Below are 14,965 nucleotides of genomic sequence, written 5' to 3'. Positions count from 1 at the left end.
CGTATCGACACAGGATTCGATGACGTCTGGCGTTCAGTTCCCTGCATCGAAAAACACGTTGCACAGATAGTTCATCGTCACGCTGTTGACCTTGCCTCCTGCGCTGCAATAGCAGGCGGACACGTTCTGGGCGTTGAAAAAGTCCAGATCACCGTTGAAGCCTCGTTGCTGCGCGGCTTTGCATGCGTCTTGGACCGTTCCGTCGGAGCCCGTGTCTACCCAGCCGAAGGTGTAGAGGCGTTTCTTGTAGCAGACCTCAGGGGGCTTGGTCATCAGGACGGGGCCGCCGCCGGAGCCGCGTTTGCTTCCCGCATCAGGGGTGCAGCTGGCGGTGTCTGCTGGCACCGTGGTGTCACCCGGCAAGGGGAAACCGCGGTCGGCGAAGCCGGCGCGGGCATCCTGCACGGCGGTGGGTGACTCGTTGGCGATGGCTTTGTTCACGGCGTTGCCGAGCACGCTGACGATGGTGTTGTAGTCTGGCGATTTGCCTTGTTTGTTGAACCAGCGAAGCATCTCGTTGAACTCGCGCATCACCTCATACACGTAGGCAACGATTTCGGGGGTGTCCTCGTCGCGCAGGTCTTCGTAACTGACGTACTTTTCCACGTGCAGCGGCATGCAGCTGTATATGTCGATGCAGTAGTTGAGCTGATAGGTCTGGCCCATCTGGGGGACGACGCCGACGCGGAGCATCATGCCGATGGGCGCGACACGCACGGCCTCGCTCGGGGTGATGCACTTGTCTTGGGCCCATTGCTGGCCCATCTCGCATTTGCCCGCATTGTCTTTGGGATCGGGTTGACCGCCGTTGAAGTCGAAGGCCTTGATGTCTATGTCCTTGCCATTGGGCAGTTGCAACAGGCCCTCGCCGCTGTCGGACAGGCTGAAGGAGGCTACGCCGGCATTTCCGGCGGGTTGCGTGGGCTGGCGGTACGCGCCCAGCAGTGACTGGCCATTCTCGAAACGCAAGAGCGGCGCTGTGAGTTCCAGCGTCTTTGACAGTGATGCAGTCATCGTGTACCAAGTGGGTCTGCCGTCGTCCTTGTACATGAAGGTGGCGATGAAGGCGGTCGATCCCTGCACCTCGATGAAGAAGCCGCGCCCGCTCTGTGCGGGGTTCCAGTACCAGCCGTTGCGAAACGGCGCGGATGAAGGCTGGAAGGCGGGAGCAGAAATCGGGAAACGTTCCAGCGTGATGGTGGAAGTGGCTTTGCCGGTGGGCGAGATGTCCAGATTCGCGTGCAGGTCCTCGTCGAATGCGAGGCGCGAGGTGCCGACGTTGGTGGAGGTGGGCGTACGATAGGTGCCGAGCAGCGACTGCCCGTTCTGGAAGCGGTCGAGGTTGCCCGTGTAGCTGCCGTCGCCCTGCCTGAGCAGGGTGGATGTGTACCAGACCGCCTCGCCGGTGTCCTCGTACATGAAGCCTGCGAGGAACAGCCGGTCGCCCTGGCGCTCGATCGCAAAGCCGCGCCCACTTTCCTGCGCGTTCCAGTACCAGCCGGTGACCGGCTCCACATAGGGCTGCGATACCTTGGTGGTCTGCAGGTCTTCCGCATGGGCCTGTACCGTGGCAAGCAGGCCCAATGCGGCGGCGACCACCGTCGTGGCCAACGCGCGGGTCAGTGAAATCCATTGATGTGACATTGCGCTCTCCCGGTACAGTGCTTGCTTGAGATGTATGTTGGTTTCCTGGCAACAGCGTATGACGGCGCGGGTCTTTCGCGTGAACGAATTTCGGCCACCGTCGTGACTGCGCGACGCGATGTTTCCCGGTGTGACGTCGGAATCTCATTTGAAGACAATCACTTGCGGCCGTGGTCTGACCCTTCGAGGGATTTCCGCTCTTGCTGCAATCATTTGTAAATGTTAGTTAAGTAACGAATAAATTCCAAGGCGACAATGACAAGCAATGAATCGACGCGCGTGGCCGTCGTGACGGGTGGTGGTTCAGGGATCGGTGAGGCCGTGGCGCATCAATTGGTCGATGCGGGGTTTCGCGTGGCGCTGCTCGACATCCAGATCGACAACGCCAGCGCCGTGGCGGCGGCATTGAATGCGCGGCAGCAGGGCAGTGCCTTGGCCGTGGTGATCGATGTGAGCGATCCTTCTTCGGTGGACGCTGCCTTTGACGCAGTCGAGCAGCACTTTGGCAAGGCGGCCAATGTGCTGGTCAACAGCGCGGGCATCATGCCGGTGGCCTCGGTGATGGAGTGCTCCTACGGCATGTTCCGCAAGGCGATGGACGTGAACGTGGGCGGCACTTTCCTGTGCTCGCAGCGAGCGGCCAGGGGCATGATCACGCAACAGTACGGGCGCATCGTGAATCTGGCGTCCATCAGTTCCGAGCGCGCTGGTGTCGGGCGTGTGGCCTATGGCACATCGAAGACCGCCATTGCGGGACTCACGCGCCAATTCGCGATGGAATTGGGTTGCCACGGCATCACCGTCAACGCCGTCGCGCCGGGGCCGGTGCTCACGCCGATGACCGAGAAGAACTACACACCTGAAACCAAGCGCGCCTTCGAGGTGATGATTCCCGCCAAACGCATGGGGCAGGTCGAGGAAATTGCCAACGCCATCGTCTACCTGTGCGGGGACGGAGCCGCCTATGTCAACGGCGTGCTGCTGCCGGTGGACGGTGGCTATCTGGCAGCGGGCGTTGGGACGACGGCAGGCATCAAAGCCTGAGGAATTCCGCAGCATTGCGGTCAACTTGCTGTCTCGCCTCTGCGAGGCATCGCGCCTGCATCGGAGAAGTGAACACCTACACGGATGGCGGCCCCTTTGTGATAATCAAAGCATTTTAAATTTCAATATCCGATTGATATAATCAATCGATGCAGTCCGATACACGGGCTGCCCGCGCGATGCTGCAGCCTACATGGAGTGCATCGTGATTCGAAATTTGTTTCCGATGCACACGAAATGGGAATGACGGATCCGTTGTCCACCCGCGCCACGCGCTTGCGCGCCTGGCTCCTTCAATCGACACGTACCGTGGCCATCGCACTTGCAGGCGCAGCAGCCTTGTCCGCGCATGCCGTGGACAATGTGACAGCGGTCTGGGGCAGCTATTCCGGCAATACGTGGCCGACGGCGCCCGCTACGGTGTCCAACGGGGTCAACAATCTGCTGGCCTTCACTGCGGGGGGAACACGCTACTCCACAGGTGTGAATGATGCTGTGCTGGCTGGTGCATATGTGCCCGCGGCATTCCAGGCGTTCACGCCAAGTGCCAATGCCGTGCCTGCCGCAGGTGGACTGAATGGTATTCCCGCATTAGCCACCTATGACGTCTCCAAGTCGCGTGCTTCCTATCTGTTCGATGGAGCCAACGGGCTGGATCTGAATTCCGCGCTGTTCAATATTCCTGCAGCGGCTTTGAAATTCGATGCGTCAGTGGTCAATGTCGGCGCCATGACCGATTCAATTCCTGACGTACTCGTGACGCAGGTGGGTGATCCGGGAGCCAGGCTGGATCAGTTTTACTTTGTTGATGCGTCGAATGCACCGGTGGGCAACCAGTTGAGCATCAATTTCAATGCGGTTCCCGTTGCGGGGATGCAGAACTGGCAGTTCTGGAATTCCAATCACACCAAATCGACCATCGCCAACGGAGCCCGGGCATTGCGCATGCGGGCTTACCACTTTTCCGACTTCGGCATCGATGCCAGCAATATGGGCCGCATCGCCGGGTTTGTGCAGGTGTTGAGCGGGGATTCCGATGTTGCCTTCGTTGCCTACAACCGGCAAGCGGTGAGTACGCCTGCCATCGTCAGCGTGCAGAAGACCAATGGTGCCAACATGGTCACAGCAGGCGCCGTTACCACCTACACGGTAACGCTCACCAACAGCGGCGGCACGGCCGCAAGCGGCGTGCAGTGGACGGATGTCTCAAGCAACGTGAACGTGACCGGCATTGTCCCGGGCGCTGCGGGTGCGGGCAGCAATGCGGGCACCTGCACCACTTCTGGATGCACCGACATCACGCTGGCTCCAGGATCCTCCATCGTCTATACCGTGACGGCGAATGTGTCCGGTGTAATTGGCACGACAGCTTCGAATGCGGCCATCGTGGATGGTGGCGATTGCAGCCAGGGCTCGCCCAGTGCGTGCACCAGCACCGATGCCGACCCCATCGTGTCCGCCAATGCAGTCAGCGTGGCCAAGACCAACAATCTCAATCAGATCACCAGGGGCGCACAGACAGTCTACACGGTGACCTTGAACAACAGTTCCATTGCGTCATTTTCTGACCTGAGTTGGGCGGACAGTCCCTCGGGGCTCACGGTGAACAGCATCGCTGTGGGTACGGTCGGTGCGGGCAATGTGAGCGGCACCTGTACGAACGCCGGGTGCACAGGCATCACGTTGGCGGCGGGGCAGTCCAACACTTACTACGTGACTGCGACCGTGCTGGCCTCGGTGTTGGCTGGTGCAACCGTGTCGAACCGTGCCACGGTGAGCGGCGGTACCTGCACGAGCGCCAGTGTGGCCGGATGTGTGAGCACGGACACGGATCAAGTCGTGAGCCCGGCGAACCTGAACATTGCCAAGACCAACGGCGTCGACGTGGTAGCGCAGAATACGAGCACGATCTACACCGTGACGCTGACGAATACCGGTGGCACCGCGGCAACCAGCCAGCAGTGGGCCGACACGCCGGTGGGCGTGACCGTGGGCCGGATCCTCGAAACAGATGTTGGCCCCAATAGCAGTGCGGGGCTTTGCACCATCACTGGCTGCACCGGCATCACGATTGCACCGGGGGAATCCATCGCTTATTCCGTCGAGGCGACCGTCGGCAGTATGCTCGGAGCCGCCGGAGCTAGAAACACGGCGACCATCAATGGCGGTACTTGCATCAATGGCAATGTCTGCGTGGCGGTTGACTCGGACGAGGTGGTGACGCCCGCCCGCCTTGGCATCACCAAGACCAACGGCGTTACCGAGATAACTGCTGGAGCGAGCACTACCTATACCGTGACGCTCCAGAACACTGGCGGCATGGCCGTGAGCAACGTGCAATGGACCGACAGCGCCACGGGCGTGACGGTGACCAACGTAGCGCCGACGCTCGTGAGCACCGGCAGCAGCGCAGGCACCTGCACCACCAGCAGTTGCCGTGGTGTGACGCTGCCTGCGGGCGGCAGCATCAGCTACGCGGTGACGGCGGACGTCAGCGGCAGTGCGGGAATGCGCGCGACCAACACCGCGTTGATTGACGGCGCCAACTGCGCTGCAGGCAATCCAGCCGCAGACTGCACAGCCATCGACACAGACGATATCGTGACTCCGGCACAACTCGGCGTGACGAAGACCAATAGCGTCGCACAGATCACGGCAGGCGCAGCGACGACGTACACCGTCACGCTGATCAATGGCGGCGGCACGGGCGCAAGCGGTGTGCAGTGGAGGGACGACGCCGTCGGCGTGACCGTGTCGAACATTGTGCAAGCGAGCGTGGGTGCCAACAGCAATGCCGGGACTTGCACGCCAGCGGGCTGCACCGGCATCACGCTGGCTGCTGGGGAGTCGATTGCCTATCTGGTGACGGCCAGCGTCACCGGCGCGGCAGGATCATCGGCCAGCAATACGGCGAGTGTGATCGACGGTGTGATGTGCACGAGCGCCGCGCCCTGCATCAGTACCGACACGGACGCCATCGTGGCGGTACCGGTGACCGAGGCGACCCCGGTGCCTGTGGATTCTCGACTCATGCTGGCGCTGCTGGGACTGGGTGTGCTGGTGTTGGTGTGGCGCGGCCGCAAGCGGCTGCATTGACGTCATCCGGCGTGGCAAGGCGATGTCAGCGCGCCTCGCCGTTCACGAACACCCTTAGCTCGCCGCTCTTGAACGCAGTCCACTCCTCGTTGGTGGTGAGCGGCGCGGTCACCACGACGGCCACCTTGTCATCGGGAGTGGTTTCGGAGGCGAAGTTCACCTTGAGGTCTTCATCGCACAGCTGCGCTTGTGTGAACGGGTGCTTGCGCTCGAGGTAGTAGAGATGCGTGGAGGCATGCGCCCACAGCGCTTTGCCGTTGGAGAGCAGAAAGTTGAACGTGCCGTGCTTGGCGATTCCCGGAGCGAGCTCGCGCAGAGTGAGTGTGAGCTCGTCGATGCTGGGCATGCAAGCGTGGGACTTGGAGAGCTCCTGCATGATCCAGCAGAAGGCCTGTTCGCTGTCTGTGCTGCCGACCGGGTGGAAGTGGCTGTGCAGCTTGGGGCTGAAATTCTTCAGATCACCGTTGTGCGCGAACACCCAGTAGTGCCCCCAGAGTTCGCGCACGAAGGGGTGGCAGTTCTCCAGACTCACGACGCCCTGGGTGGCCTTGCGGATATGGGCGATGACGTTCTTGCTGTGGATCGGGTACTCGCGGATCAGCTTGGCGACCGGCGAGTCGATGGCGCGTTCGTGGTCGACGAAATGGCGCAGGCCCTTGTCTTCGAAGAACGCGATGCCCCAGCCGTCGGTGTGATCGCCGGTATTGCCCGCGCGCTGGGCGAACCCCGAGAAACTGAAGCGGACATCAGTCGGGGTATTGCAGTTCATTCCTAAAAGCTGGCACATGCGTTGATTGCTTTCGCAGTTCGTTCATTCGGCATCGAACAAGGCGCGGCCGGTTGGTAACCACTATAGGTTAGTACAAAACGAGATGCTTCAGTCGGTCTTGGTCGACGGCGGATGCGGAGAGCGTAATTGTGTGGCGGCTGCCATGGCTACCAGACACAGCGCGGTGAGCAGTGCAAAGCATTCGTGAAAGGCGATCAGGTGCGCGGCCTTGGTGCCGAGCGCAACGTCGGCCTCATGCACTTCCATGCGCCACTGCAGCACGATGCCGAACAGGCTCACGCCCGCCGCGCCACCGAGCATTCGGATGAAGCTGATGGTGCTCGAGCCCTGCGCGATCAGCGACTTGTCGAGCGGGCGCATGGCGCCGAGGTTCAGGCTCGGCAGGATGAAGCCGAGGCCGACGCGGCCCACGACGATGAAGGCCGCCAGCAGCCAGAGCGCGGTGCTTGAGCCGACGAAGATCATCAGCGCAAACGACAACGCGAGCAGTCCGAGGCCGATGCTCACCAGCCAGTGCGTGGGCTGGCGGTCGGCCAGGCGCCCGACGACTGGGAAGGTCATCGCCAGCACGATGCCCGCTGGTAGCAAGAGATTGCCCGCGTAGCTCGCCGACAGACCGATGCCCATCTGCATGAACAGCGGCAGCAGGTAGGTGGAGCCGAACATCGCCGTGCCGTATACGGCCGAGACGATGCAGCCCATCACGAACGGGCGGCAGCGGAACAGGCGCAGGTCCATGAGTGGCTTGCGGCCCCGGTCCAGCATGATCTTCTGCCAGAACACGAAGCCGACCAGCAGTGCCACGGCCAGCGCGAGCAGCAGCAGCGCCGGGCCGCGTGGCTCGTGGTGCAGCTGGGCCATGCCGTTGAGCAGGCTGAGCGTGCCGCCCGCGCCGAGCGTGAGGCCAATCCAGTCGAGGCCCGAGGTGTTTTCGCCCACGGTGGCACCGCCGGGCGAGGAATGTGGCACGAGCTTGAGGCCCAGCCACAGCGACAGCAGCGTGACCGGCACCACCATAAAGAAGGTGCTGCGCCAGCCCATCAGATCGGTGAGCACGCCGCCTAGCGCCGGGGCGATGGCAGGTGCCAACACCACGCCCATGCCGAAGAGCCCGCCCGCGCGGCCCTGTTCATGCGGCTTGAAGGCGTGCAGGATGATGACGGCCGGAATCGGCTGGATGATGCCCGCGGCAATGCCTTCGGCGACGCGCGAGACCAGCACCATCGGAAAATTCTGTGCAAACCCGCCGATGGTCGCGCCGACCATGAGCAGGAGAACGGCGCCCACATAAGTGGCGCGGTAGCCGAAGCGGGTGAGCAGCCAGGGCGTGGTGAGCATGGACACTGTGGACGCCACCATGAAGCCCGAGGTGATCCACTGCGCGCGTGCCTGCCCGAGCTCGAAGTACGCGCTCATGGCCGGAATGGCCACATTCACGCTGGTCGAGGGAATCAGTGAAGCAATGGTGCCCGCCAGCACGGAGAGCAACAGCAGCCAGCGGTAGCGATCGCCATAGCGCTCTTGCAACGCGCTGGCCGAGGCAGGGCCACTGAAGGTGGCCTGCAGGAAACCCTTCATCTCACTGACGATCCAGCCAGAGCTTGCCGCCGGTGGCCCAGTTTTCGCGCTTGACGTCAGTGATCAGGATGTCGACCGATTCGGGCGAGCCGCCCAGCACTTCCACGCTCACGCGGGTGATCTCTTCGGCCAGCTTGCGCTTTTGCTCGACGGTGCGGCCTTCCATCATTTCGATATGGTACGTTGGCATTTCGGGTCCTTTGCAGAAGTGAAAAAAGCGAGCGCGAATCATATCGGCTGGCGGTGATATCTGCAGGCTCGGGGACCCGTCGGACGGCACGAAATGCGAAGTTTTCGCGCTGTGGTGTGAATGGCCGCTCCGGTCGTCAATCCGGTGCGGTGACGGGGCGGGCGCAGGCCGGGCAGATGCAGGCCTTGCCGCGCTGCTCCTGCGGGATGCGCTCCAGAGCCTCGTTCGAGACGGGCTCATTCATGCACCAACAGCTTTCGGGGGGCAGGCCTGCGACAATCGCGCATTGATTGGCCTGTCCACACAGTGGGCAGTGGCTGGTGTCTGGGGCTTCGTGTTCTGCGGGGCTCATGGGGTACTCCGGGGCGCAGTGTATCGGCTGTGGGGTGTCCGGTTTTTCAAAGCACGCACATGATTTTCTACGCAAGCCTGATCGTTTTGCCCGTGGCCCTGTGGCTGTGGTGGCCTCTGCTGATGCGCGAGAAGCGCGGCGCGTTCTGGCTCGCGTTCCTCGTCACCGCACTGTTCGGGGCCATGCCGGCCGCGCTGATCTGGGCGATGCGCAGCGCCACGCTGGACTATGGCGTGATCGCCCATCTGCAGGTGGCTGCGGGCTGGATCTTCTGCGCGCTCGCGCTGGCCTTTGTGCTGGCGCTGCTACGCGATATCGCCGGTCTGTTGCTCGCGCTGGTGGGCGGGGGCATGTCGCCGCGTGCGCGTGGGCTCGCTACGGGGCTGTGCGTGGTGATCGCGCTGCTGGTGTCGGGCTTTGGCGTGACGCAGGCGCTCAAGCTGCCCGAGGTGCATGAGCAGGACATCGCGCTCCCCGGTCTGCCCGCCGAATTTGACGGCCTGCGCGTGGCTGTGATCGCCGACATCCACGCGAGCCCCATCAACAACGCGCGCTACGTGCAGGGCATTGTCGATCGCACGCTCGCGGCGCGGCCGGATCTCATCGTGCTGCCAGGCGACATGGTGGATGGCGATGTCGCTACGCAGGCCGGCAACCTCGCGCCGCTGTCGCAGTTGCGCGCTAAGTACGGCGTGTTCGCCGCGCCCGGCAATCACGAGTACTACAGCGGCTACGAGGCCTGGGCCCGCGTGTTTCGCGCGCAGCATCTCAACTATCTGGAGAACCAGACCCAGCGCGTGAAGATCAAGGGCCGCACGCTGGCGATCTCGGGCATCGGCGACCCGGCCTATGGGCGCCTGTCGCAGCAGAACGCCGATCCGAGCGTTCCTGAAGGACTACCACCCGACATCGCCGCAGTGGCAAAGCAGGCCAAGGGCGCGGACTTCCATCTGCTGCTCGCGCACCAGCCCAAGCTCGCGCGCGAAAACGCGGCGCAGGGCGTGGGGCTGCAGATTTCGGGCCACACCCATGGCGGCCACATTCTTGGCATGGACCGCTGGCTTGTCGCCCCAGTCAACAACGGTTATGTGCGCGGCACCTACGACGTGGATCGCATGAAGCTCTTCGTGAGCAACGGCGCGGGGCTGTGGGCGGGGTTTGCGGTGCGACTGGGCGTGCCGTCGCGCATCGAGGTTCTTGTGCTGCGCAAGGCACCCTGATGCTGCCTACCACAGATCGATAAATTTGAATGTAGTCATTACTCGATTTTAAGGGCTGTATTTTGCAATATTCGTAATAAATTATCGGTAAGTTTCCAGTAAATGGAATCGATTGGGTGGAAAACTGGCGTGCAGGCTGATTTTGTGCAAGAGTGAAATTGATTTTTAACGCGAACAAATCGAAATACTCTATGTAAATCAATAGGTTAAAACATGCCAATACATGTATTAACGCAATATTGCGGAAAATCAGTGTTTTCACTATGTGGTTGCTAGAGTCGTTGAAATGTCTCCAAAATCACATATAACTTCCAACGGGCTGTCGCGTCGCGACTGGCTGCGTTTTTCCGGTGCCGCTGCTTTAGGCGGTGCCATGATTCTGGCTGGTTGCAAGACCACCCAGATGACCGGCGGCTCGTTCCTGCAGCCTTGGCAGGAACACATGGACTGGACCAATGCGCGCTGGCGCAACGTGCTGTCCGGCATGAAGGATCTTGGCTGCGATTCGCTGTTTCTGCAGTGGGTGGGTATCGAGGGCGAATCGCTCGACAAGTGGGATGCGCGTGGCCGCATGCTGCAGCGCCTGATGGACGAGGCCGCCAAGCTCGGCATGGGTGTGCACATCGGTCTGCCCTACAACGAGAACTGGTGGGCCGTCATCGCCCAAAGCGATGCCGACGTCGCCAACTACCTGCAGAACATCGCTGCGAACTCCATCGCCTACATGCGCTCTGTCACCTGGCCCAAGCATCCTGCCTTTGCGGGCTGGTACATCCCATATGAACTCGAGCAGTACGACTTCGGCCGTTCGCAGGCACGCCTCGAGATGGTGGCTGGCTGGCTCAAGCAGCTGTCTGATGTGGCCATCGAGACCTCGGGCCGCGAGCCCAGCGTGTCGACCTACTACAGCGTTATGGGCACGCCCGAGCAACTGGCCACCATGTGGAGCTACATCCTCGACCGCGTGATCCTGCGTCCGATGATCCAGGACGGCGTCGGCGTGCATGGCATGAAGAACTATGCCAACCTCGAACCGCTGCACCAGATGCTGCTCAAGCGCGGTGCGAACTTTGATCTGATCGTCGAGCTGTTCGAGATGAAACAGGGCGCGGCCAATGTGGTCGGTGAATTCGACGCGCAGACCGCCGGACTCGAGCGCCTTCGTTCGCAGTGGAACGTGGCGCAGGCCTACGGTTCGAAGCGTGTCGTGGCCTTCGCGCTCGAGCCTTGGGCATCGCAGGACACGGCTGAGGGCGTGCAGTTGCGTAATGTGTGGAAGTCCACCATGCGCGCGCAGCAGCGTCAATGACCCACAAAGGCTGAGGAGACGCCTTCAGATCCGCTTGCCGATGATGTCGCGCATGATCTCGCTGGTGCCGCCCAGAATCCGCAGCGCACGTGCATCGGTCCACGCACGGCCGATGCCGAAATCCGCCATGTAGCCGTAGCCGCCGAAGAGCTGAAGCAACTCGTCGAGTTGCTTGTTCTGCATCTCGGTGGCATTGAGTTTGGCGATGGCGGCGGTGACGGCGTCGAGCTCGCCACGCATGTGCTTGGCGATGCAATCATCGAGAAACGTGCGCAGCATGGTGCTCTGGGCGATTGCGTCGGCAAGCTTGAAGCGCGCGTTCTGAAAATCCACGATGCGGCGCCCGAACGCCTTGCGTTGCTTCACGTACTGCGCGGTTGCCTCGATCATGCCTTCGAGATTGGCCCCCGCACGCAGCGCAATCGCCAGACGCTCCTGCGCGAGCTCGATTCCCACATGTTCGAATGCAGCGTTCTCTTCGCCGAGGCGATTTTCCAGTGGCACGCGAACGTCGTCGAAAAAAAGCTCGCTGGTGTCCTGCGCGTGTTGGCCGATTTTTCTGAGCGGTGCGCCATGCGTGAATCCGACCATACCTCTCTCGACTACAAACAGCGACAGGCCGCGCGCGCCGAGTTCCGGCGCAGTGCTGGCCATGACGATCACGAGGTCGGCGTTCGCGCCATTGGTGATGAAAGTCTTGGTGCCGTTCAGAACATAGTGACCGCGCTCACGGCGCGCACGTGTGCGAATGGCTTTGAGGTCACTGCCCGCATCGGGCTCGGTCATCGCTATGGCGCCGATGTATTCGCCATCGGACATGCGCGTAAGCCAGCGGTCTTTCTGGTCGCGTGTGCCCAGGTGAAGGATGTAGGGCGCAACCATGTCGGAGTGGATTGAGAACCCGATGCCCAGACAGTTGTTGCGTGCCAGCGTTTCGAGCACCACCGCCGCGTGGCCGAAGTCTCCACCCTGTCCCCACGGTGCCGGTATCGCACAGTTGAGAAGTCCGTTCGCACCCGCTTTGCGCCAAAGCCCGCGCGGCGTCACACCGATGTCTTCCCACTGCGTGTAAAAAGGCAGAATTTCCTGCGCCACGAAGCGCTCCACCTGCGCCTGAAATTGCAGGTGGTCTTCACGAAAAACAGGGCGGTTCGTCATGAGGGGTGTGGAGTCCAGTGCGGGATGGGGTGGGTTTTGGGTCACGGTCTGTATCCGTCAGTGGAACTGCGTTGACCGCGCAGAACGGGCTTGCTCGCGCTGCCCATGAGGAACAGGCTGAAGTGCTCGCCCGGCTGCAGCGCGGGCAGATCCAGTGGGCCAGTGTTCACCTGCGCGCAGCGACCTACGAGCGTCGCCTTCACCGGGTTGATGGCCCGCGCAGTCGATGCGCCATAGCCCACTGGTGCGAACAGTGGCGTGCCAGCGGGAGCGATGCTCACCCCGCCTTCGCTGCAGTTCGCGCTGAGGTTGTAGAAACGCAGTCCGGCCTTCAAAGCATCCTGTGGAGCACCAGCCGAATCGTCGAGCATCTTGAGCTGTGTGGCGTCGCTCGGCGACGAGGGCATAAGCGAGGTGAAGCTGTCGGGCGCGACCTTGATGGGTGCGGAGGCCTTGCCGTTGATCGTCACGACGAACTCGGTCTGGCCTCGTACGATGGCGTAGCTCGACGTCACCACATCGCCCTTGAGCGTCTGTTCCGGGCCGTTTGCAATCTGGACGCGCAGAGGCGTCGCTCCGGGATTGATCACTCGCACGAACGAGGACCCAGCGGGAGGGCGCGCGGCATACAACTGCGCAAAAGCGCCCTCAGCCTGCACGCATGGCGCGGCCAACATGGACAGCGCAATCAACCCGCTGTAAGCCGCAGCACGCAAGGTGGCGCTCGGAAGAAAGTGAAATTCGTGTCTCATGCGGGTTGTCCTGTCCGTTGCGCCGGTTGTGCCCCCGGCTTGGTCGCTGCCGAGGTGCGGCTTTCGCGGTACATCTGTTCGAGCTTCTTGCGATCAGCCTTGTCCGTCTGCGACATCGGAAAGCCATGACAGATCAGCAGCTCTGACGGCACCATGTACGAAGGCACGCGACGCGCGAGAATCGCTTTCCAGTCCTGGAGCAATTCACTGGGCGCATGCAATCCTTCGGGGCCGGCATGGTCTGGATCAACGAAGCCAATCATGCGCACGATCACGCCATCGGGTCGCTTGAGCGCGATGGCAGCGCCCGCGCGAACGCCTGGCAGCAATGCGAGCGCGGCATCGACCTCGGCCAGCTCGATACGGTAGCCATGCAGCTTGATCTGGTCATCCCGGCGCCCGCGAAAGGTGACGAGACCCTGCAAATCCATGTCGCCGATATCACCGCTGCGATAGCCGCGTTTGCCGTTGCGCATGAACATGCGTGTCTCGTTCAGATCGGGGCGGTTCAGATAGCCGCGCATCACATGGTCGCCAGCGATGCAGATCTCGCCGTCTTCGATGAACACATCGGCATAGGGTTTGGCGCGACCAATGGGAAACGGCAGCGGCGCGGCCTTGCGCAGTACCGGATCAACCTCGACCCAGGTGGTGGAGCAGGTCGCCTCGGTCGGGCCATACGAGTTGATGAGGCGGATGCCGGGAAAGCGCTCCCAGAGCGCCTCCGCCATGGTGGGCGTGAGTGATTCGGCGCCAAGCACGAACGTTTTCAGATCGGGCAACTGTTGCGCATTGAAGTCGGCGCTCAGCATCTGTTGGCGCAGAAAGGAAGGTGTCGAGGCCCAGACCGACACGCGGGTCTTCACCAGATAGTCCATGAACGCCGAGCCGTCCTCGATGGTCTCGCGTGCGCACAGCGCCACGGTGCCGCCGCAGGTCAGCGCGCCGACCCAGTTGAACAGCGAGAAGTCGAAGCTGAACAGCATCTGGTCCATGAACACCGGCGCGCTGCCGAGCTGCAGGCACTTGCGCACCCAGCCCGCGAACAGGCCGATGCTCTCGCGCCCGATCTGCACGCCCTTGGGATCGCCGGTGCTGCCCGAGGTGAACATGATGTAGGCAACGCCCTTCTGTTCCAGCTCGGTGCCTGCGTGTTCGGTGGTGGTGAAGCGGTGTTTTTGCGTGTCGTAGACGAGATGCGCATGCACCAGCTCTGTGATGCGGCGCACACGTTCGGCGGGGTTGATGACGTCGATGGGAACAAACGGCACGCCAAGGCGCAGACAGCCCAGCATCGCGACGACGAAGTCGGACTCCTTGTGCCCCGTAATGACCAGAGGTTGATCGGCGCGCGCGCCAGCCTCGGTCGCCATCATCATCCATACATCCACGGCGGTGCGCAACGCCTGCCAGCTCATGGTGCTATCGGCGTCGTGAATGGCCGCCAGCCGGGGGTGTTCCGTGAGTTCGATGAACTCGAATGTGTCGAAGTCAAACCGCATGTCGTTCTCCTTTCGCGAAACGCCTTGGAAACAGGCGCATCCGCACGGATTTCAATTCCGTCTTCTTTCAGGCATGCACACGCGCCTGGATGAATTGCGCAAGCGTCTGCACCGATTGCAGGTGCACGTCGATTTCCGAGGGGGGAATCTTCACGCCGAACTCGCGCTCGACGGCGAGCGTGACATCGACAGCGGACAGCGAATCGACCAGCCCTGAATCGATCAGCTGGGTCTCGGCATCGACGGGCGTCATGATGATTCCTTCGATCAGCGATGCGGCGCGGGATTCAATTTCGTTCATGCTCATGGTGGACTCCTCTTCAACAATAA

Annotated in this window: 13 protein-coding genes; 4 read left to right on the top strand and 9 right to left on the bottom strand. The window is 61.9% G+C overall.

The features are described 5' to 3' along the window. Positions 1-33 precede the first annotated feature (33 nt). Positions 34-1,644 carry a hypothetical protein gene (locus tag G7047_RS21150; RefSeq protein ID WP_166309809.1) on the bottom strand — a complete coding sequence of 537 codons (1,611 nt, stop codon included), beginning with the start codon at positions 1,642-1,644 and terminating at the stop codon, positions 34-36. 255 nt (positions 1,645-1,899) lie between these two features. Here G7047_RS21150 and G7047_RS21145 point away from each other — a divergent pair, with 255 nt between their 5' ends. Then, positions 1,900-2,688, top strand: a complete 789-nt coding sequence (locus G7047_RS21145) for an SDR family NAD(P)-dependent oxidoreductase (protein WP_166309807.1) — start codon at positions 1,900-1,902, stop codon at positions 2,686-2,688. A gap of 243 nt (positions 2,689-2,931) precedes the next feature. Continuing rightward, positions 2,932-5,784 (top strand): DUF11 domain-containing protein, encoded by a 2,853-nt coding sequence (locus G7047_RS21140; protein ID WP_166309805.1) that lies wholly within the window; start codon positions 2,932-2,934, stop codon positions 5,782-5,784. Between the two features lie 25 nt (positions 5,785-5,809). Here G7047_RS21140 and G7047_RS21135 read toward each other — a convergent pair whose 3' ends face one another. The 4 genes from G7047_RS21135 to G7047_RS21120 form a co-directional block, all read right to left on the bottom strand. Next, complete coding sequence (locus G7047_RS21135; protein ID WP_166309803.1) at positions 5,810-6,571, bottom strand: class II glutamine amidotransferase; 762 nt, start codon at positions 6,569-6,571, stop codon at positions 5,810-5,812. A 90-nt stretch (positions 6,572-6,661) separates the two neighbouring features. Further along, positions 6,662-8,152, bottom strand: a complete 1,491-nt coding sequence (locus G7047_RS21130; RefSeq protein ID WP_166309801.1) for a DHA2 family efflux MFS transporter permease subunit — start codon at positions 8,150-8,152, stop codon at positions 6,662-6,664. A 1-nt stretch (position 8,153) separates the two neighbouring features. Further along, positions 8,154-8,384, bottom strand: coding sequence for a 4-oxalocrotonate tautomerase (locus tag G7047_RS21125; RefSeq protein ID WP_166309799.1), 231 nt, complete (start codon positions 8,382-8,384; stop codon positions 8,154-8,156). 94 nt (positions 8,385-8,478) lie between these two features. Further along, entirely contained in the window at positions 8,479-8,694 is a 216-nt protein-coding gene (locus tag G7047_RS21120; protein ID WP_166309797.1) for a cysteine-rich CWC family protein, read from the bottom strand. A 59-nt stretch (positions 8,695-8,753) separates the two neighbouring features. Between G7047_RS21120 and G7047_RS21115 the strand changes: the two genes are divergently transcribed. Then, positions 8,754-9,914, top strand: coding sequence for a metallophosphoesterase (locus tag G7047_RS21115; protein ID WP_166309795.1), 1,161 nt, complete (start codon positions 8,754-8,756; stop codon positions 9,912-9,914). A 286-nt stretch (positions 9,915-10,200) separates the two neighbouring features. Beyond that, entirely contained in the window at positions 10,201-11,223 is a 1,023-nt protein-coding gene (locus G7047_RS21110; protein ID WP_166309793.1) for a DUF4434 domain-containing protein, read from the top strand. A gap of 24 nt (positions 11,224-11,247) precedes the next feature. On the opposite strand, the gene G7047_RS21105 is transcribed toward G7047_RS21110, so the two are convergent. The 4 genes from G7047_RS21105 to G7047_RS21090 form a co-directional block, all read right to left on the bottom strand. Then, entirely contained in the window at positions 11,248-12,381 is a 1,134-nt protein-coding gene (locus G7047_RS21105; RefSeq protein ID WP_166312191.1) for an acyl-CoA dehydrogenase family protein, read from the bottom strand. A 41-nt stretch (positions 12,382-12,422) separates the two neighbouring features. Further along, entirely contained in the window at positions 12,423-13,133 is a 711-nt protein-coding gene (locus G7047_RS21100; protein ID WP_166309791.1) for an alginate O-acetyltransferase AlgF, read from the bottom strand. After that, positions 13,130-14,635 carry an AMP-binding protein gene (locus G7047_RS21095; RefSeq protein ID WP_166309789.1) on the bottom strand — a complete coding sequence of 502 codons (1,506 nt, stop codon included), beginning with the start codon at positions 14,633-14,635 and terminating at the stop codon, positions 13,130-13,132. Before G7047_RS21095 ends, G7047_RS21100 begins: the two co-directional genes overlap by 4 nt. Before the next feature lie 67 nt (positions 14,636-14,702). Further along, complete coding sequence (locus tag G7047_RS21090; RefSeq protein ID WP_166309787.1) at positions 14,703-14,942, bottom strand: acyl carrier protein; 240 nt, start codon at positions 14,940-14,942, stop codon at positions 14,703-14,705. Positions 14,943-14,965: the final 23 nt, after the last annotated feature.

This window comes from Diaphorobacter sp. HDW4A, assembly GCF_011305995.1.
Taxonomy (GTDB): Bacteria; Pseudomonadota; Gammaproteobacteria; order Burkholderiales; family Burkholderiaceae_C; genus Diaphorobacter_A.
This window is presented reverse-complemented; position numbering and strand designations above follow the sequence as displayed.

What these genes read in the sequence shown, in the direction of transcription:
- G7047_RS21150 (WP_166309809.1), bottom strand. Translation starts at nt 1,644, where the DNA reads ATGTCACATCAATGGATTTCACTGACCCGCGCGTTGGCCACGACGGTG.
- G7047_RS21145 (WP_166309807.1), top strand. Translation starts at nt 1,900, where the DNA reads ATGACAAGCAATGAATCGACGCGCGTGGCCGTCGTGACGGGTGGTGGT.
- G7047_RS21140 (WP_166309805.1), top strand. Translation starts at nt 2,932, where the DNA reads ATGACGGATCCGTTGTCCACCCGCGCCACGCGCTTGCGCGCCTGGCTC.
- G7047_RS21135 (WP_166309803.1), bottom strand. Translation starts at nt 6,571, where the DNA reads ATGTGCCAGCTTTTAGGAATGAACTGCAATACCCCGACTGATGTCCGC.
- G7047_RS21130 (WP_166309801.1), bottom strand. Translation starts at nt 8,152, where the DNA reads ATGAAGGGTTTCCTGCAGGCCACCTTCAGTGGCCCTGCCTCGGCCAGC.
- G7047_RS21125 (WP_166309799.1), bottom strand. Translation starts at nt 8,384, where the DNA reads ATGATTCGCGCTCGCTTTTTTCACTTCTGCAAAGGACCCGAAATGCCA.
- G7047_RS21120 (WP_166309797.1), bottom strand. Translation starts at nt 8,694, where the DNA reads ATGAGCCCCGCAGAACACGAAGCCCCAGACACCAGCCACTGCCCACTG.
- G7047_RS21115 (WP_166309795.1), top strand. Translation starts at nt 8,754, where the DNA reads ATGATTTTCTACGCAAGCCTGATCGTTTTGCCCGTGGCCCTGTGGCTG.
- G7047_RS21110 (WP_166309793.1), top strand. Translation starts at nt 10,201, where the DNA reads ATGTCTCCAAAATCACATATAACTTCCAACGGGCTGTCGCGTCGCGAC.
- G7047_RS21105 (WP_166312191.1), bottom strand. Translation starts at nt 12,381, where the DNA reads ATGACGAACCGCCCTGTTTTTCGTGAAGACCACCTGCAATTTCAGGCG.
- G7047_RS21100 (WP_166309791.1), bottom strand. Translation starts at nt 13,133, where the DNA reads ATGAGACACGAATTTCACTTTCTTCCGAGCGCCACCTTGCGTGCTGCG.
- G7047_RS21095 (WP_166309789.1), bottom strand. Translation starts at nt 14,635, where the DNA reads ATGCGGTTTGACTTCGACACATTCGAGTTCATCGAACTCACGGAACAC.
- G7047_RS21090 (WP_166309787.1), bottom strand. Translation starts at nt 14,942, where the DNA reads ATGAGCATGAACGAAATTGAATCCCGCGCCGCATCGCTGATCGAAGGA.